16 protein-coding genes are annotated in these 18,895 nt (G+C 69.1%); all 16 read left to right on the forward strand.

From position 1 onward, the window contains the following. The first annotated feature begins 118 nt into the window (after positions 1 to 118). The 16 genes from JF886_RS09205 (at position 119) to JF886_RS09280 (ending at position 18,851) form a co-directional block, all read left to right on the forward strand. Complete coding sequence (locus JF886_RS09205; RefSeq protein WP_337311743.1) at positions 119 to 1,129, forward strand: glycine betaine ABC transporter substrate-binding protein; 1,011 nt, start codon at positions 119 to 121, stop codon at positions 1,127 to 1,129. A gap of 127 nt (positions 1,130 to 1,256) precedes the next feature. After that, positions 1,257 to 2,708 (forward strand): proline--tRNA ligase, encoded by a 1,452-nt coding sequence (proS, locus tag JF886_RS09210; protein WP_337311745.1) that lies wholly within the window; start codon positions 1,257 to 1,259, stop codon positions 2,706 to 2,708. A 94-nt stretch (positions 2,709 to 2,802) separates the two neighbouring features. Then, positions 2,803 to 4,941, forward strand: a complete 2,139-nt coding sequence (locus JF886_RS09215) for a RelA/SpoT family protein (protein WP_337311747.1) — start codon at positions 2,803 to 2,805, stop codon at positions 4,939 to 4,941. A gap of 111 nt (positions 4,942 to 5,052) precedes the next feature. Beyond that, on the forward strand, positions 5,053 to 6,324 hold the full coding sequence (gene hisS, locus JF886_RS09220; RefSeq protein ID WP_337311749.1) for a histidine--tRNA ligase: 1,272 nt from the start codon (positions 5,053 to 5,055) through the stop codon (positions 6,322 to 6,324). Further along, complete coding sequence (gene aspS / locus JF886_RS09225) at positions 6,321 to 8,108, forward strand: aspartate--tRNA ligase (protein WP_337311751.1); 1,788 nt, start codon at positions 6,321 to 6,323, stop codon at positions 8,106 to 8,108. Before hisS ends, aspS begins: the two co-directional genes overlap by 4 nt. A gap of 252 nt (positions 8,109 to 8,360) precedes the next feature. Continuing rightward, positions 8,361 to 8,624 (forward strand): hypothetical protein, encoded by a 264-nt coding sequence (locus JF886_RS09230; RefSeq protein ID WP_337311753.1) that lies wholly within the window; start codon positions 8,361 to 8,363, stop codon positions 8,622 to 8,624. Positions 8,625 to 8,641: 17 nt separating this feature from the next. Beyond that, complete coding sequence (locus JF886_RS09235) at positions 8,642 to 8,839, forward strand: hypothetical protein (RefSeq protein WP_337311755.1); 198 nt, start codon at positions 8,642 to 8,644, stop codon at positions 8,837 to 8,839. Continuing rightward, positions 8,836 to 9,330, forward strand: coding sequence for an ATP-binding protein (locus tag JF886_RS09240; protein WP_337311757.1), 495 nt, complete (start codon positions 8,836 to 8,838; stop codon positions 9,328 to 9,330). Before JF886_RS09235 ends, JF886_RS09240 begins: the two co-directional genes overlap by 4 nt. Next, a complete protein-coding gene (locus tag JF886_RS09245; protein ID WP_337311759.1) occupies positions 9,327 to 10,151 on the forward strand; it encodes a SigB/SigF/SigG family RNA polymerase sigma factor in 825 nt (274 codons plus the stop codon). The genes JF886_RS09240 and JF886_RS09245 overlap by 4 nt, the downstream gene beginning before the upstream one ends. Before the next feature lie 96 nt (positions 10,152 to 10,247). Further along, the gene (gene alaS, locus JF886_RS09250) at positions 10,248 to 12,863 is read left to right on the forward strand and encodes an alanine--tRNA ligase (RefSeq protein WP_337311761.1); all 2,616 of its coding nucleotides are present in this window, start codon (positions 10,248 to 10,250) and stop codon (positions 12,861 to 12,863) included. Continuing rightward, a complete protein-coding gene (locus JF886_RS09255; protein ID WP_337311763.1) occupies positions 12,863 to 14,128 on the forward strand; it encodes a cell division FtsA domain-containing protein in 1,266 nt (421 codons plus the stop codon). Before alaS ends, JF886_RS09255 begins: the two co-directional genes overlap by 1 nt. Positions 14,129 to 14,130: 2 nt before the next feature. Next, positions 14,131 to 15,792, forward strand: coding sequence for a hypothetical protein (locus JF886_RS09260; RefSeq protein ID WP_337311765.1), 1,662 nt, complete (start codon positions 14,131 to 14,133; stop codon positions 15,790 to 15,792). Further along, complete coding sequence (gene ruvX, locus JF886_RS09265; RefSeq protein WP_337311767.1) at positions 15,789 to 16,223, forward strand: Holliday junction resolvase RuvX; 435 nt, start codon at positions 15,789 to 15,791, stop codon at positions 16,221 to 16,223. The genes JF886_RS09260 and ruvX overlap by 4 nt, the downstream gene beginning before the upstream one ends. Beyond that, the gene (gene mltG, locus JF886_RS09270; protein ID WP_337311769.1) at positions 16,220 to 17,254 is read left to right on the forward strand and encodes an endolytic transglycosylase MltG; all 1,035 of its coding nucleotides are present in this window, start codon (positions 16,220 to 16,222) and stop codon (positions 17,252 to 17,254) included. The genes ruvX and mltG overlap by 4 nt, the downstream gene beginning before the upstream one ends. Then, on the forward strand, positions 17,248 to 18,102 hold the full coding sequence (locus JF886_RS09275) for a shikimate dehydrogenase family protein (protein ID WP_337311771.1): 855 nt from the start codon (positions 17,248 to 17,250) through the stop codon (positions 18,100 to 18,102). Before mltG ends, JF886_RS09275 begins: the two co-directional genes overlap by 7 nt. Further along, positions 18,099 to 18,851, forward strand: a complete 753-nt coding sequence (locus tag JF886_RS09280) for a prepilin peptidase (protein WP_337311773.1) — start codon at positions 18,099 to 18,101, stop codon at positions 18,849 to 18,851. Before JF886_RS09275 ends, JF886_RS09280 begins: the two co-directional genes overlap by 4 nt. The last annotated feature ends 44 nt before the right edge of the window (positions 18,852 to 18,895 follow it).

Raw genomic sequence — 18,895 nt, forward strand, 5'->3', positions numbered from 1 at the left:
ATCTTCGTGGGGGCCGTCATGGTGGCCGCTCTCGCACTGCTCGCCGACTGGGCGCTTTCACTGGTGGAGCGCATCGTTGTCCCACGACGGATCAGCACGTAATGGAGAGGAAGTCACGATGAACCGGAAAGCAATTGCAGCGATGTTGCTGGTAGTTCCCGGCGCTGTCAGCGCCTGCGGCGGTGGAAGCACACCCAGCAACAGCAACGGAGGGAGTGGGCCGGCCACCTCGTCGATCAAGGTCTGCATCCTGTCGGAGTTCAGGACCAGGGCAGACGGTCTGCCCGGGCTCGCCAAGACCTACAACGCCGCGTTCAGCAAGCCAACCTATGTCGACATCGGCAACACGGCCGAGAAGAGCATCGGCAATGGACAATGCACGGCCGGAGAGGTGTTCACCACCGACTCGGGCATCCAGGCCAACAAGCTGTACGTTCTGAAGGACGACAAGAACCTCTTCCCACCTGACAACGTCGGCCTGGTGGTGCGTCAGACCGTGCTGCAGAAGTACCCGGCGATCGCCAACCTGATGGCCCCGGTCGCTGCCAAGCTCGACACCAACACCATGGTCTCCCTCAACGCCCAGGTCGAGATCCAGAACATGAAGGTCTCCGACGTGGCCCAGGCATGGTTGACCCAGAACGGCTTCCTCGCCTCCAGCTTCAGCGGTGGCGGCGGCACCAACGGCTCGGGCAGCGGCTGCCCCGCCGCATCCGGATCCTCCGGCGGAGGAGCCCACGTGAGCATCGGCAGCAAGGGCTTCGCCGAAGAGCAGCTGCTGGCGACCATGACCAAGCTGGTGCTCGAGGCCCACGGCTTCACAGTCGACTACACCTTCCAGGCCAAGGACAAGGCGGTGGGCCAGGCGCTGCAGGGCGGCACCATCGACATGCTCTGGCAGTACACAGGTACGGAGTTGACTGACTATCTCGGGCTGGCCGCGGGATCCTTCCCCAATGGCCTCGACGAGGCCTTCACCTTCGTCGCCCAGAAGGATGCGGCCAACGGGCTCTGCTGGACGGCCGAGACCAAGTTCACCGACACCAACGGGATCGCCATCAAGGCCACCGATGCAGCCACCTTCGGGGACACTCTCTCGAAGTTCGGCGACTACCTGGCCTCGCACTAGCCTCCCGAGCACCAGCGCAGTGGCGGCGGGGGTGAGCCCGTGGCTTCGCCCTCGCCGCCGCAATCGTCGGCTGATTGTTTGGAGCGCCGGTCGGCGGGAAGACGTTCGCTGCCTATACTCCGCCGCCATGGCCGGCGCGCGCAGCGGCAAGCAGATCGCCTCCAAGAGCGAGGACTTCGACCGCTGGTATGTCGACGTGGTCCGCCGCGCCGAGCTTGCGGACTACGCGCCGGTCAAGGGCTGCATGGTGATTCGCCCCTACGGCTACGCCCTCTGGGAGCGGACGCGTGACGCCCTGGACGCGATGATCAAGCGCACCGGCCACGAGAACATGTATTTCCCGCTGCTGATCCCGGAGAGCTACCTGGCCAAGGAGGCTGAGCACGTCGAGGGATTCGCACCTGAGGTGTTCTGGGTGACCCAGGGCGGCACCAGGCAGCTGGAGGAGCGCCTGGCGATCCGGCCCACCAGCGAGACCATCATCTGCTCGATGTACGCGGACTGGATCCACTCCTGGCGTGATCTTCCTGTGCTCATCAACCAGTGGTGCAACGTCGCCCGGTGGGAGAAGCGCACCCGACTGTTCCTGCGCACCGCCGAGTTCCTCTGGCAGGAGGGGCACACCTTCCACGCCACCGACGAGGAGGCCGCGGCCGAGGTCGACACCATGCTCGACTGCTATCGCGAGCTCGCCGAGGAGTGGCTCGCCATGCCCGTCATCAAGGGCCGCAAGACCGAGTCCGAGAAGTTCGCCGGCGCCCGCTACACGTTGAGCATCGAGGCGATGATGTCCGACGGGTGGGCTCTACAGGCGGGCACATCGCACCATCTCGCCCAGAACTTCACAACCGCCTACGGCATCAGGTACAGCGACCGTGACAACGCCCTCCAGCATCCCTTCCAGACGTCGTGGGGGCTGTCGACCAGGATCATCGGCGGCCTGATCATGGCTCACGGTGATGAGGCCGGCCTGGTCATCCCCCCACGCGTGGCGCCGATCCAGGTGGTGGTGGTGCCGATCACGCGCAGCGATGACGATGAGGCTGCCCGCATCGACGAGGCGTGCTCGCGCATCGAACGCGAGGTTCCCGCCGACGTCCGGGTGCGCGTCGACAGGCGCGAGGCGATGCGCCCAGGTGAGAAGTTCGCCCACTGGGAGCTGCGCGGCGTGCCCGTGCGGATCACCGTCGGCGCCAAGGATCTGGTGGAGGGCAACGTGACCCTGGTACGTCGATTCGACGGCGAGCAGACGGTGGTGCCGCTTGAGGGTCTCGGGGCGCGGCTGCAGTCGTTGCTCGACGAGGTCCAGCTGGCCATGCGCGCGCGGGCGCAGGGGCTGCTCGACCAGCGAAGTGTCGACGTGCAGACGCTCGACGACCTGGTCGCGGCATTCACCGAGCAGCCTGTGTTTGCCAGCGGGCCCTTCTGCAACCGGGCGGAATGCGAGCAGGCGGTCAAGGCATCAGTGCATGCCCTCACCATTCGCAATCTCCGCTCGGACCGCAGCTCCGACGGCGCGCCCTGCGTGGCCTGCCGGGAGCCCGCGGAGTTCGTGGCCCTGATGGCTCGAGCCTACTGATCACCGCCGCGACCAGCGAGCTGCCTGCGCTGCCGCCGGTGTGACAGCTCGCGGCACATTGGAATCCCCGTTCGCGGGTACCATGGTCAAGGAGATGGCGATCGACGAGCTCCTCTCCAAGACGGCGTACCTTCGCGAGGAGGAACGCGAGGTTCTGCAGCGCGCCTATGACCTCGCGGTGCGTGCCCACGACGGGCAGGCGCGACTCAGCGGGGAGCCGTACGTCACCCACCCGCTGGCGGTTGCCGGGATCCTCGCCGACCTCGGGCTGGATGCGGACACGCTGGTCGCGGCGCTGTTGCACGACACCGTCGAGGACACCGATGTCAGCCGCGAGCAGCTCAGCGAGGAGTTCGGCGGCCACGTGGCCAAGCTGGTCGACGGGGTCACCAAGCTCGGCAAGATCCACGTGCACACGCGCGAGCAGGCCCAGGCGGAGAACATCCGCAAGATGCTGGTGGCCATGGCCGAGGACATCCGGGTGGTGCTCATCAAGCTCGGTGACCGGCTCCACAACATGCGCACCGTCGGCGCCCACACCGAGGAACGGCGGCTGCGCATCTCACGAGAGACCCTGGATATCTATGCCCCGCTGGCGCACCGATTGGGGATCTGGCAGATCAAGGGGGAGCTCGAGGACCTTGCCTTCGCCCAGCTCGACCCCGACAACTATCACGCCGTCGCCGCCAAGCTCAACAAGGTGGCGCAGGAGCGCGGCACCTTCATCAGGGACATCACCGAGATCCTCGAGCGTGAGTTCGAGCGGCTCGGGATCACCGCTGAGATCTCGGGCCGCCCCAAGCACATCTTCAGCATCCACGACAAGATGGAACGCTCCCACAAGGAGTTCGATGAGATCTACGACCTGATCGCGCTGCGCATCCTGGTGGAGAACATCAAGGACTGCTACGGCGCCCTGGGCACCGTCCACTCGCTGTGGAAGCCGATCCCCGGCCGCTTCAAGGACTACATCGCCATGCCCAAGGGCAACGGCTACCAGTCGCTGCACACCACTGTCGTGTCGCACACCGGCGAGCCGATGGAGGTGCAGATTCGCACCGACGAGATGCACAGCACCGCCGAGTACGGCATTGCCGCGCACTGGCACTACAAGGAGGGTGCGCAGCAGACCCGGTTCGACGAGCGCTACGGCTGGCTCCGCCTGCTGATGGACTGGCAGAAGGAGGTCCTCGACGCCGAGGCCTTCGTCGACACCGTCAAGGTGGACATCTTCCAGGACGAGGTCTTCGTCTTCACGCCCAAGGGCGATGTGCGCTCGCTGCCGATGGGCAGCACGCCGGTCGACTTCGCCTACCGCATCCACACCGACGTCGGCCATCACTGCATCGGAGCCAAGGTCAACAGCCGCATGGTGCCCCTGGACTACCGTCTCCAGAACGGCGACATCGTCGACGTGCTCACCACCAAGGGCGCCCATGCGCCGAGCCGCGACTGGTTGAACTTCGTCAAGACCAGCAGCGCCCGCGAGAAGATCCGCAGCTGGTTCAAGAAGGAACGCCGCGAGGAGAACGTCCAGAAGGGCCGCGAGCAGCTGGACAAGGAGTTCCGCCGGCTCCGGCAGCACGCGCTGAGCTCCCTCAAGGAGGATCGCCTGCTCGAGCTTGCCGAGGATTTCAAGTTCACGACGATCGACGACTTCCTCGCCGCCGTCGGCTACGGTGATGTCAGCGCCCGTGGCGTCGTGCTCCGGTTCAGCGACCGCGAGTCGCCCGAGGCCAGTGAGGCGACGGTGCTGGGGATCCCCCTCACCAGCCATGCTGCCGCGGTCAGCGGGCACGTCCGCGTGCACGGCATGACCGACATGCTCACCACCCTGGCGCAGTGCTGCAAGCCGGTGGCCGGGGACAGTATTCGCGGCTACATCACCCGGGGCAAGGGCGTCACCGTGCATCGCGACGACTGCGCCAATGTGCGCAACGCGGCCGACCCGGATCGAATCGTCGAGGTGGAGTGGGAGCGCGGCAACCTGCAGGTGTACCCGGTCAACATCAAGATCGAGGCCTGGGATCGCACCGGGCTGCTGCGTGACATCGCGGCGGTCATCGCCGAATCCAAGATCAATCTCTCCGGCGCTGACGTGCAGGTCTACGACGACCGCACGGCGGTGATCTCCACCATCGTCGAGATCGCCAACCTCACCCAGCTGAGCAGGCTGCTCGAGCGGCTGGAGGGGGTGCGCGACGTCCACACTGTTGCCCGGGAAGCCGTCTGACGGGAGGTCGACGGCAAGACGGCATGGACGACGGGCCCCAACGACGGGTCCTAGAAGAGGCACCGTCCCCGGAGCGATGTCTTCCGCCGCCCCCGGTACACTCGGGCGGCTATGACGCCGATCGCTCCGCCACGTGGAACCAAGGACCTGCTCCCTGACGAGGCGCCGGCGTGGGAGTGGCTGCACCGGGCGCACGCGGCGGTTGCGGCGCGGTTCGGGTATCAGCTGATCGACACGCCGATCTTCGAGTCCACCGAGCTGTTCGCTCGTGGTGTGGGCAGTGGGACCGACATCGTCGACAAGGAGATGTACACCTTCACCGATCGGGGTGGGCGTTCGGTGACGCTGCGCCCAGAAGGGACCGCGCCGGTGGTCAGGGCGGTGCTCGGCGCCCACCTCGACCAGCGCTGGCGCCCGGTGCGCGTGCATTACGCGATGCCGATGTTCAGGTATGACCGTCCCCAGGCTGGGCGGCTGCGCCAACACGCTCAGGTGGGCGTCGAGGTGATCGGCGAGCGCGATCCCGGCTGTGACGCTGAGGTCATCGAGGTGGCGTGGCGGTTCATCGCCGACCTCGGGATCGACGGTGTCAGCCTCCAGCTCAACACGCTCGGCGACAAGGACGACCGGCTTGGCTACCGACAGTCGCTGCTGGCGTACTACACGCCTCTGCGCGACTCGCTGTGCGAGGACTGCCGCCGCCGCCTCGACGTGAACCCGCTACGGCTTCTCGATTGCAAGAAGGACGCGCACCACGTCGAGAACGCGCCCCTGCTCGGCGACCACCTCAGCGCGCCCAGCCGCGAGCATTTCGCCGCAGTGACAGGGCACCTCGGCGATGCGGAGATCCCCTTCACCCACAACCAGCGGCTGGTGCGCGGGCTCGACTACTACGCACACACCGCATTCGAGTTCTGGCACACCTCGCTGGCCGGCGCCCAGAACGCGCTCGGCGGGGGCGGCCGCTACGACGGCCTCGCCGAGCAGCTGGGGTTCGCGCCGACCCCTGGTGTGGGACATGCGCTCGGCGTCGAGCGGCTGTTGACGGTGGCTGTCGACCAGGGGATCGCTCCGCGCGCAGGACCGCCTGCGCAGGTGGTGATCTGCACAGTCGGCGAGGAATCAGCAGCGACAGCCCGCACGCTCGCCCGACAACTGCGCGACCGGACCTCGGTGGTCAGCGACGTCAGCGACCGGCGCCTCGACAGGAAGTTGCGTGATGCCGGTCGCTCGGACGCCACGCTGGCGTTGCTCGTCGGTATGGACGAGGGCCTGGTGTTGCGCAACCTGCGCACCCGCCAGCAACAGGTCACCACCTCCGACCGCGTGCTCGACGCGGTATCGGCGGAGCTGTTGGCGGCGGCGCAGGACCCGCGCACATGACAGTCGAGCGCACCGGCTGTGGCCTCCCGCGCGCCGCCGACGCCGGCGAGACGATGACCATCTTTGGCTGGGTGGATCGACGGCGCGACCACGGCGGCCTGATCTTCCTCGACCTGCGCGACCACACGGGCATCCTGCAGGTGGTCATCAACCCGCAGACGGCGGCTGCGGCACACCAGGCCGCACACGCGGTTCGGCTCGAGTACGTGCTCCGAGTGCGCGGCCAGCTGCGCACCCGCGACCCGCACAACGTCAACCCGCGCCGCGACACCGGTGAGGTGGAGATGTACGCGGACGAATGCCAGGTGCTGTCGATCGCCAGGACACCGCCATTCCCGATCAATGAGGACACCGAGGTGGAGGAGGCGCTGCGCCTGCGTCATCGCTACCTCGACCTGCGCAGGCCACGCCTGCAGCGCAACCTGCGCAGCCGGGCGCGTTTCATATCCCATCTGCGCTCGGTCATGGGCGAGATGGGCTTCACCGAGATCGAGACCCCGATGATGATCCGCGCCACCCCCGAGGGGGCCCGCGACTACCTGGTGCCCAGCCGGCTGCAACCCGGGAGCTTCTACGCCCTCCCTCAATCGCCTCAGCTCTACAAGCAGCTGTGCATGGTGGCGGGCCTCGACAGGTACTTCCAGATCGCCCGCTGCATGCGCGACGAGGATCTTCGCGCCGATCGCCAGCCGGAGTTCACCCAGCTCGATATCGAGATGTCGTTCGTCGACGAGGAGGACGTCTTCGCCGTCCTCGAACGCGCCATCTCCTCGGCCTGGTCGGCGAGTGGCTTCCGCGGAACCATCGTCACCCCGTTCCCGCGGCTGACCTGGCACCAGGCGATGGATCGCTACGGTGTCGACAAGCCCGACGTGCGCTTTGGCATGGAGCTTCGCGACCTGACCGACGCCGTACGCGGCAGCAGCTTCCGCGTCTTCGCCGACGCCGTGGCCGGCGGAGGTGTGGTCAAGGGAATCGCCGTCCCCGGGGGCGCCGACCTCAGCCGCAGCGACATCGAGGGCAGGCTCACCGAGGTGGTGCGCACCTTCAGGGCGCGCGGCCTCGCCTACCTCTGGCACCGCCAGGACGGCTGGCAGGGCGGGATCGCCAAGTTCTTCAGCGAGGCGGAGCTGGCCGCCATCGGTGAGATCGCCGGCGCGGCTGTGGGTGATGCGGTCCTGATGGTCGCTGACCGCCCCCCGGTGGTGGCCGCGTCGCTGGGCGCGCTGCGCAACCAGCTCGCCCGGGAGCGAGCGATGGCCGACCCGGAAAAGATGGCGATGATCTGGGTCACCGAGTTCCCGATGTTCGAGCGTGACCAGGAGACCGGTGAGGTGACCCCGCTGCACCACCCCTTCACCATGCTCCACGCCGACGACGTGGACCTGCTCGAGAGCGAGCCCCTGCGGATCAGGTCGCGTGCCTACGACATCGTGCTCAACGGTCGCGAGCTGGGCAGCGGCAGCATCCGGATCACCGATCCGGCGATCCAGGAACGCGTCTTCGCAGTCATGGGCATCGACGCGCAGACCGCGGAGGGAAAGTTCGGATTCCTGCTCGAGGCGTTCCAGTACGGTGTCCCCCCGCACGGCGGTTTCGCGGCGGGAATCGAGCGCCTGGTCATGGAGGGGCTCGGCGAGGAGAACATTCGCGATGTCCTCGCCTTCCCGAAGAACCAGCAGGCGCAGGAGCCGATGACCGGCGCGCCCGCCCCGGTGGACGTGGCCCAGCTCGCCGAGCTCGGCCTGACCGTGAGCCCGACGCCCCCGGCAACACAAACGTGACAAGTCCGCGAGGGTTGATCCCGGCAGCTGTGCGGTAGGATCGCACGCGGCACCCGGCTGGTCGCTGCCGTCTCACCATGCGGCTGGACCAACATCAAACGCATCGGGAACCTCAGATCGCTCGCCGGACCCCGGGCCTCCGCGTCGTGCGAGGGGAGGGGGGAAGGCGACGTGCGGGATCCCACCTGGTTACTCGGGCTCAGTCCCCGGGAGGGCGCGGCCGGCGGGTGCTAGTTCTTTAGGCTGCTGCCCGTGAGCCCGGGCATCATCCTTGCCGTGCTGATCGCCGCCATCGGAGCTCAGCTGACCAGGCTGGTCTTCCCCGGCCGCGGCAATTACGTCGTCGCCCTCGTCTGCGCCGGGGTGGGACTGCTCGGCGCCGAGCTGGTCGCCCTGGGCGGTCACGGGGGCCCCTCGCTGGGCAGTGTTCACCCGATCGCGGACGTGGTCGGCATCGCCATCGCCGAGGCGGGCGGCCTGGTCCTCGCCGCCCCCCGCCGTCTGGGTCGTCGATAATCCCGCCAGACCACCACATGGAGCGCCGTCCTGCGCCTTCCGCTTCCTCGCTGCTCGCCGCCGCCGCCCTGGCCGGCGCGATCGTCTACTGGCGTGCCAATGATCGGCAGCGCTCGCGCAAGCTGGCCGAGGACATTGACGCGGGCATCGCCGAGGGACGCCAGGCAGCGGGGGAGCTGCTGCATGAATCTGCCGACGACAGTCGAACCGTTTGACCAACGCTGACAAGGGGTATTTCACAAGCAGGATGACACGGACCACGTCTGAGCTTCGTCTGCCCGCCGATCCCGCGTACATCGTCGTCGCCAAGCGCGCCGCCTCGGCCTTCGCCGCGGTGGCGGGGTTCGACGTCGAGGCTGTGCACGACCTGACCATCGCCGTCGCCCAGGCCTGCGAGAACGCCATCTCCTGCGCCGATCGTGCGGGTGGGCTGGGGGTGGGCCAGATCCGTCTCACCTTCGCCGTCGAGGGCGCGCGCCTCGAGGTCCAGGTGCAGAGCAGCTGCACTCGCCAGGCGCTCGCCGACGCGGCGGCCGCACAACGGCAGCAGGCGGCCAAGGCGGTCGAGCGGGAGCAGCAGGAGGTGGCCGCCGCCACCGACCTGGCGCTGCGGCTCATGGGGCTGTTCGTCGACGACCACAGCTATCGGGTCGACGAGCGCACCGGTGGTCTGCGGGTCCGGCTGACGAAATACAGAGCTTCGTGAGCTCGGTGCCCCGCGACGACGGGGCGACGGGAGCGCAGCCGGCCCGGACGATCCCCAAGCCCGCGCCGAGCGAGCGTCGCGACCTCGTACGCCGGCTGCTCCAGGAGTACCGCGACACCCGCGAAGTCGCCATCCGCGATCAGCTGGTCGAGCTGAACTCGGACCTCGTTCACTTCATCGCGCGTCGCTTCGCCAACCGCGGCGAGCCGCTCGAGGACATCGAGCAGGTCGGCTTCCTTGGCCTCATCCACGCCATCGAGCGCTTCGACCCCTCGCTCGGCAACGAGTTCAGCACGTTCGCGACCCCGACGATCATGGGCGAGATTCGCCGCTACTTCCGCGACCGCTCCTGGGCGGTGCGGGTGCCCCGCCGCCTCCAGGAGAACCTGCTGCGCGTCAACGCGGCCGCCCAGCAGCTCACCGGCGAGCTGGGACGCTCCCCGAGCATCAACGAGATCGGTGAGCGCGTCGGCCTCGAACCGGAGGACGTGCTCGCCGCGCTCGAGGTCTCGCCGGCACAGCACACCGTCTCGCTGGAGGCGGCCCCTGCAGGCCGCGCCGACGAGGCCATCACCCTCGGGGATCGGCTGGGCCTCGAGGACAGCAACCTCGACCGGGTGGAGATGCGCTCCCTGCTCGAGCAGGCGATGGCCCACCTCAACCCGCGCGAGCGCGAGATCATGGCGCTGCGCTTCGTGGAGGAGCTGCCTCAGACCGAGGTCGCCAGGCGCCTCGGCATCTCCCAGATGCACGTCTCGAGGCTGCAACGCGCGGCCGTCGAGCACCTCCGTCGCGAGATGGGGGACGTGGCTCTCGTCTGATCGGCTGAACGGGCGCTGCAGCGGTGAGCGGCTACAATTGCGCCGATTCCGCGCAGTCATCGGCTCGCGCCCGCGGGCCCCACATTGGACGGGCGTTTGCGCACCAACGAGATCCGGGAACGCTTTCTCAGCTACTTCGAACACCACGGACACCATCGTCTGGCGAGCGCCTCGCTGATCACCCACGACGATCCGTCCCTGCTGTTCACCGTGGCCGGGATGGTGCCGCTCAAGCCGTACATCACCGGCGAGGTGCCCCCGCCGAACCCGCTCCTGGCGTCGTGCCAGAAGTGCTTCCGCGGCCAGGGGTTGAGCACCGACGACATCGCCGCGGTCGGCGATTCGAGCCACCACACCTTCTTCGAGATGCTCGGCAACTGGTCCATCGGGGGGTACTTCAAAGAGGGCGCGATCAGCCTCGCTTGGGAGCTGCTCACTGTGGATTTCGCGCTCGATGGCGATCGGCTGTGGCCCAGCATCTACCCGGAGGACAGTGAGTCCGAGCGCTTCTGGCGTCAGGTCGGCGTGCCCGCGGAGCGGATCGCGCGCTTCACCGACAACTGGTGGCAGGCCGGCCCAACCGGTCCGTGCGGGTACGACAGCGAGATCTACTGGGACTGGGGCGGCCCCTGCTCGTGCCGGCGCGCCGACTGCCGACCCGACGACGAGTGCGGCGGTGACCGCTGGGTGGAGATCTGGAACCTGGTGCTCATGGAGTTCAACCAGGACGAGACCGGCGGACGGACCCCGCTGCCCAAGAAGACCGTCGACACGGGCATGGGCCTCGAACGGATGGCGACCGTGCTGCAGGATGTCCGCAGCGACTACGAGATCGACATCTTCACGGGCATCGTGGCCTCCTTCGCGCAGCGCGCTGCCGATGCGGCGCCTCCAGCGGAGCGGACCACCAGCCTGCGCGTGCTCGCTGACCATGTCCGCGCTGCGACCTTCCTCATCGCCGCCGGCGTCCTTCCCGCCACCGAGGCCCGCGGCTACGTCCTGCGCAGGGTCATCCGGCGCGCGTCCATCCACGGGCGGCGGGTGGGATTGCGCGGAGGCCTGGCCCCGAGCGTCGCGGCCGTCGTCGAGGCGATGGGCGACGCCTACCCGGAGATCGTGGTGAACCGCGCCCTGGTGGAGAACACTCTGCGCAGTGAGGAGGAGGCATTCGCGCGCACGCTCGATGCCGGTGCCGACCGGCTCGCCGGGTTGCTCGATTCCGGCTCCGGAACGATCCCCGGCGAGGAGGCGTTCCGGCTCCATGACACCTTCGGGTTTCCCATCGAGCTGACCGTGGAGATGGCCGCTGAACGCGGGGTCGACGTCGACCGAACCGGGTTCGAGGCCGCCATGGCGGAGCAGCGGGCGCGCAGCAAGGCGGCGCGGGTGCGCGTCGGCTTCGAGGGTGGCCCGCAGCTGCCCGACACAGTGTTCGTCGGCTACGACGTCCTCGAGACACCCGCCGCGGTGCTTCGCATCGGCGGGGAGGAAGCCCACGAGCTGCTCCCCGCAGGAGCCGAGGACGGGGTCATCCTCGACCGCAGCCCGTTCTACGCGGAGGCCGGCGGCCAGGTGGGTGACACAGGCGACCTGCTGTTCGACGGCGGCCGCGCCCGCGTCCTCGACACGACGCGCGCGGGCACGGCGCGCGTCCACACCGTCCGGGTGGAGGAGGGGACGCTCGCCACCGGTGTCACGGTCCGCGCCGTCGTCGACGCCGAGCGCCGCGCCCAGGTCGCCCGCCACCACAGCGCGACGCACTTCCTCAACCAGGCGCTGCGCGAGGTGCTCGGCAGCGGCGTGGTGCAACGCGGCTCCTTCGTCGGTCCCGACCACACCACCTTCGATTTCTCTTTCAGCCGCGGCCTCACCCCCGACGAGCTGCACGACATCGAGGCGCGGGTCAACCACCACGTCCGCGCCGACCTGCAGCGCAGCGTGGACGTGATGTCTCTCCCCGCGGCGCGGGCCAGCGGGGCGATCGCGCTTCTCGACGAGAAGTACACGGAGAAGGTGCGGGTCGTCGACTTCGGCGGCTGGTCGCGCGAGCTCTGCGGCGGCACCCACGTGAATCGCTCCGGTGAGGTCGGCGCGGCCATCATCGTCTCGGAGAGCAGCATCGGCCAGGGGGTGCGCCGCATCGAGATGGTCGTCGGCGCGGCTGCCGAACGCCGCTGGCGTGAAACCTCAAACTCCCTGGTGGCCACGGCGCGCGAGCTGCGCGCACGTCCCAGCGAGGTGCCCCAGCGGGTCGCGATCCTGCAGGAGCAGCTCAAGACCACGCGCAAGGAGCTCGAGCGGGCCAAGCGCAGAATGGTGTCGCCGTTGGGGCATGGGGGCACGGACGGAGCCTCGGGGCAACCCACCATCCGGACGTTCGGCGACCTGCGCTACGCGGACTGGCTCGTCGACGCAGACGCCGACGCCACCACGATCGTCGACGTCACGGACAGGCTCTTCGCCGAGCAGCTCGACGCCGACGGCGTTGCCGCCGTCCTCGGCCCCACGATGTTCGCAGTGAAGGTCGGTCGGACGGCGCAGCAAGCTGGGGTGAAGGCCGGTGACCTGGTGCGCAGCGCTGCCGAGGTGATGGGCGGCCGCGGCGGAGGTCGGCCTGACTTTGCGCAGGGTGCGGTCAAGGACGCGGCCAAGCGCGACGAGGCGCTCACGCTGATCAGGAACACGGTTCGCGAAGCGGGTGGCAGGAGCTGATGAGCAAGCGCAAGTTCTCGCTGCTGCGCCGCCGCGCCGAGTTCAACACGCACTACACCGTGCTCGACATCGGCACCGAGTTCGTCAAGGCGCTTGTGATCAAGCGCGAGGACGACAAGGGGATCGTCATCGGCGCCTCAAGGATCCGCCAGCGGCTCACCGACATGCAAGGCGGCGCGGTGGCCGACATCCAGTCGGTCATCGACAACTGCGACCGCGCGCTCACCGAAGCAGAGGACATGTGCGAGGTGGTGCCCGGGCAGGCGGTCATGGGCATCGCCGGCGAACAGGTGCGTGGCTTCAGCACCACCATGACCATGCCGCGGCCGCAGCCACAAGCACGGATCACCCAGGCCGACCTCGCCGCCGCGCTGCAGGCCGTGCAGCGACGCGCGCTCAAGGAGGCGGTGCGGCAGATGTCGCACGAGCTCGGGGTTGCGGAGGTCAACGTCAAACTGGTGCACAGCACCATCACCTCGGTGCGCATCGACGGCTACGCGGTGAGCAACCCCGTCGACTTCCAGGGCAACGTCGTCGACATCACCGTCTTCAACACCTTCGCGCCCCTCCACCACATCGGCGCGCTGCAGACGATCGCCCAAGAGCTCGACCTCGAGGTGGTGGCCACGGTCGCCGAGCCGTACGCGCTGGCACGCGGCTGCAACACCGAGGACATCGAGGCGCGCGGCGCGATCTTCATCGACGTCGGCGGCGGCACCACCGACGTGGCATTGGTTCGCAACGGCGGCATCGAGGCCACGCGCATGTTCGCGCTCGGCGGCCGCTCGTTCACCAAGAGGCTGGCCGGGGAGTTGCAGATCTCGATGGGCGAGGCGGAGCGCTACAAGCTCTCGCATGGTGAGGGCCGGCTCGCCCCCGAGCAGCGCGCCCTGGCTCGCCAGGCGCTCACCCCGACCGCCGAGGTGCTCGCCCAGGGCGTGGCGCTGACGCTCGAGGAGCTCGCCGGCGGTGAGTCGCTGCCGACCACCATCTGCCTGGCGGGCGGCGGAGCCTCTTTGCCGGAGGTGGCCGAACAACTCGGCCAGATGGACTGGGCGGAAAGCCTTCCTATGCCGCACGCGCCGTCCGTCCGGGTGCTCAGTCCTGATGACGTGCTGCGCGTCTTCGACAGCACCGGGCTTTTGGTGGGGAGCCAGGACGTCACGCCCATGGGGCTGGCCCACCACGCCATCTCGCTGGAGGACGAGGCCGACCAGCCCCTCGGCGGCCTGATGCGACGCGTCCTCAAGACCATGAAGGTGTAGCGGTGCCCCAGGTCATATACACCGAGCCGGGCGATGAGATCGTCGACCTCGTCGAGCGGGTGCGCAACGCACCGGACGCCGACGTCGCCCTGGTGCTCAACCCTGGGACCACCGGCCTGCAGACGCCCCTCAACGTGCGCCTGCTCCGTCAGCTGGGCACCCGCGCCGGCAAGAACGTGTCGGTGATCAGCGGCGATCCGTACATCCAGGAGCTGTCCCGGGTCGGCGGCCTGCCGACGTACGCGTCCGTCCCCGCCTTCGAACGCGGCATCCAGACCATCCGGCCGCACCGCGCCGACGGTCCGACGGACGCCGCCGGGGCGGGCGCCGGAGCCGGCCTGCTGTTCGCGCCGCCGGGAGGACCGCCTCCTCCTCCGCCGGCGCGCACCGCCGCGGGCATGGGCGCCGCAGCGGCGGCTCGAAGCCCCTTAGCGGGGCGGCGCCGGCCGTTGTATTTCGTGGCGGCCGGCCTGGTGATCCTCGGCCTCATCCTGCTCCTCGTCGTGGCCCCCTCTGCGAAGATCACCATCACCCTGACGGGAACACCGCTGACCGCCAACCCCACCATCCAGGGCAGCCCCGACCCGACCAACGGCAGCCAGCCCGACCATATCGTCACCTCGGTGGTGACCAGCGACCAGTCGTCGCAGTTCACCGCCACGCCCAGCGGCAAGCAGCAGGTGCCGGCGGCCGCGGCCAACGCCGTCCTGGTGTTCTCGACCACCCTGCCCCAGGGCACGCAGTTCGACGTGCCCAAGAGCACCGAGTTCGACACCCAGGACGCCGCGCCCATCCGTTTCTACGCGACCCAGGACACGCAGGTGTGCATCGGCCCGAACGGCACCACCCCGGCGAACTGCCCGGCGGGGGTGACCCCGAACAACTCCGTGCCCGTCCAGGACGGCACCGCGGAGGCCAAGGGCAACGTGGGCGCCAACACGATCACCAAGTGGCCGCAGAACCCGTGCCCCGCGCCGCCCCGACCGCCGTTCTTCCCGGGTTGCACGGCAACCGACCTCAGCGAGACCAATCCCAACCCTGCCACCGGCGGCGCCGACGCCAAGACCAACACGGTGGCCAGCCAGAGTGACGTGAGCGGCTGGACGCAGCAGTCGGCGGCCGCCCAGCAGACCCTGACCGGCCAGGTCAACCAGGACATGCAGAACAAGGCCGGCGGCAAGACGCTCGCCAAGGACCCGGGCGGCAACGGCGTGACCGTGGCCTGCGCGGCGACGCCGCCGCTGCCCGCCGTCAACGCCGTGTTCGGGACAGCACAGATCACCGTCGCGTGCCACGGCAAGGCTGCCGCGTACAACCCGACCGACGTCACCGCCGCCGCCAAGGCCGACCTGCAGCAGCAGGTTGCCCAGGGTGACACGCTCGCCACCGACGCCATCAACTGCACCAAGACCGCGGTCACCCAGGCCGCCGACGACGGCACCGTGGTGCTCAGCGTGCAGTGCACCAGCTTCTCGCGGCCGGCGATCGACATTGGCGCGCTCAAGGGCCAGCTCACCGGCCACAGCCCCGGCGACGCGCGCAGCATCATTGAGCACCGTCTCAACCACGTGAAGAACGTCACCGTGTCGCAGTCACCGATCCCCTTCTTCTGGCTGCCCTTCTTCGCCAGCCGGATCGAGATCGACGAGTCCACTGGTCCGTGATCACGCCTGCGCTGGGGGTCGACGTGGGCACGGTGCGTGTCGGCCTGGCCGGCAGCGATGAGACCGGTGTCATCGCCACCCCGCTCCGCACCGTGCCGCGCCAACCCGCCGCCCGGCTGTGGCGCGAGGTGAGGGAGGTGGTCGAGGAGAGGCTGCCGGCGTGCATCGTGGTCGGTCTGCCGCGCCGGCTCGACGGCAGCGAGGGCGAGTCGGCGGCCGACGCTCGTGCGGTGGCCGACCAGCTGCACAAGCGGACCGGGCTGCCGGTGGAGATGTGGGACGAGCGCTTCACCACCGCCGCCGCCGAGCGCAGTCTCATCGCCGCGGGGCAGCGTCGCGCCCAGCGGCGGCGCTCGGTCGACGCTGTGGCCGCGACCCTGCTTCTGCAGAGCTGGCTGGACTATCGCGCCAACACACTCCTACGGCGGTGAGGCGCGGCCAGCACGGACGCAGCGGCCGCGTCTTCGCGATCGTCGCCGTCCTCGTCCTCCTCGTGGTCATCGTGGGCGGCACGCTGCTGTACGGACGCAGCCAGCTGGACCCCCCGGCGGCAACCGCCGGCGCCCCGGTGACCATCACCGTGCATAGTGGCGAGACGCTCGATCCTCTTGTCGCCGACCTCGCCGCCCACGGCTTGATCCGCAGCACCTTCTGGTTCGGCTGGTTCGCGCGCCTGCAAGGCCTCGAGCCGCGCCTGGTGGCGGGCAACTTCGTCCTCGACGACGCCATGAGCTCCAGCTACATCGTGCAACGTCTCGAGGGCGCGCCCCAAGTCGGCACGCACCACTTACTGCTCACCGAGGGACTGACCGCAGGACAGATGGCTGCTCGAGTCGCGGCCGCCGGCATCGGCATCAGCGCCGACCAGTACCTCGCGGAGGTGCGCACCGGCACGTTCAGCGAGCCGTTCCTCGTCGGGCGCCCGGCGGGGGCCTCGCTGGAGGGGTTCCTGTTTCCCGACACGTATGCGATTCCCGACCACTCCACCGCGCACGACATCGTGCAGATGCAGCTCGCCGACTTCGCCAACAAGGCGATGCCTCTACTGCAGGGGCTCTCGCCGCAGCAGCTGTACTCCACCCTTACGGTGGCGTCGATCGCCGAGCGCGAGGCCAAGTTCGACGCCGACCGGCCGCTCGTCGCGGGGGTGGTCGACGACCGCCTCGCCAACGGCCAGCTGTTGCAGCTCGATTCCACCGTGACGTACGGCCTCGGTCTCAGCGGTGGCGCGCTCACAGCCAAACAGCTGGCCACGGACACGCCGTACAACACGTACATCCATGCCGGGCTGCCGCCGACGCCGATCAGCAATCCGGGGGTGAGCAGCATCACCGCTGCCGCCCACCCTGCGACGACGCCATATCTCTTCTTCATCTCCGACTGCAGCGGTCATAACCACTACAGCGTCACCGAGCTGCAGCACGAGCAGCAGATCCAGCAGTACCTCGGCAAGCCGTGCTGAGCGACGACGACTTCCCGCTCTGCCTCATCGGCGAGAGCATCGCCTCATCGCCCAGCCGGGCCATGCAGGAGGCCGCGCTTCGCGCCAGCGGCCGCCCTGGCACGTACGAGCTCGTCAGCGTCGCGCCGCCGCAGCTTCCAGGCGTGTTGCACGAGCTGCGCTCCGGACGCTGGCGCGGCGCCAACGTCACCGCTCCGTACAAGCTGGCGCTGGCGGCGGCGTGCGACGAGCTGGAGGGTGACGCCCAGCTCACCGGTGCCGTCAACACCCTGACGGTGACGTCCGACAGTCGCCTGCTCGGCGCCAACACGGACGCCGCCGGTTTTGAGCTGGCGTTGAGCGCGCACGGGTTGTGGCCGGTGGCCGGCAGCCGGGCGCTCGTGGTCGGCGCCGGTGGCGCGGCTGCTGCGATCGTACTGGCGCTGACACGCGTGCCCGTGGAGCGCACCACTGTTGTGGCTCGGCGCATCAACGCGGCACGCGCGCTCATCGACACGCTCGCGGCCGCCGGCGTCACCGCCGACATCGCCGTCGGACTGTGGGATGAGGACTATCTCGAGCGCCTCATCGCAACGGCCGACATCGTCGTCAACGCGACCTCCGCCGGCCTGTCCGACATGCCGTTCACTCCCGCGCGCCTGCAGGCGTCGTGTACGGTCGCCGACGTGCGCTACCGCCCGCGTCCCGTCGACGTCGTGGCGGCGGCCGCGGAGGTGGGGCTGCGCAGCTGCGACGGCGTCGACATGCTGCTCCACCAGGGCATGTTGAGCTTCCGGCGCTGGACCGGTGACGACGACGTCCCCTACGCCGCTGCGCGGCGCGCGCTCGAGGAGGAGCTGGGCCCGTGAGCGCCGCCGCGGCAGCGGTCGCCGCTCCCGTGGGTGCCGTCGTGGGGCTCGGTGCCGGCTGGTTGTCGGTGATCCTCGAGAAGGTCGAGCGGCTCGAGGCGGAGGACCGGGAGGACCGCGACGCCTACGAGCGTGACGTGGCCGCCGCGACGCTCTCGGCCGCCGAGGCGGGGGAGGCGCCGCCGCGCGCCGAGCCGTGGCCCGAGGAACGCTACAGCTGGTCGTGGCTGGAGTGGGTCCTCTCTCCGATCCTCGGGGCGGTCGGGTTCGCCGCCTTTGCCGCCCACGAGCCCCTCGGCAAGGACCTGGCCATCCACCTTCTCTGGGTCGCCGTCTTCGTGCAGATCGTTGGGTTCGACCTCAAGCACCGCCTGATCCTCAACCGGGTCACCTACCCAGCCATCGTGCTGGCGGGCGCCCTGTCACCGATCTCGCCGGGGCTCGATCTCTGGCGGTCGCTCGGCGGGGGCGTCGCCATCGGCCTGTTCTTCCTCGTCCAGAACGTGGTGTCGCGCGGTGGCATCGGGCTCGGCGACGCCAAGCTGGGCGCGCTCGTCGGGGCCATCTGCGGCCTGGGTCTCGACCTCCACCACATCGGGGCGGTCTATGCGGTGATCTACGCCATCTTCCTCGGCGGCGCGGTGGCGCTGCTCCTGCTGGTGCTGCGCATCCGCAGCCTCAAGGACCCCATCCCATACGGTCCATTCCTGTGCGTCGGGGGGAGCTTCATCCTCTTCTGGGGACCCTGAGCGCTCCGCAGGTGGGGCGAATGCGCCGCCCGAACCTAGAATCG

It is taken from the genome of Candidatus Aeolococcus gillhamiae (genome assembly GCF_016464765.1).
Lineage (GTDB): Bacteria > Chloroflexota > Dormibacteria > Aeolococcales > Aeolococcaceae > Aeolococcus > Aeolococcus gillhamiae.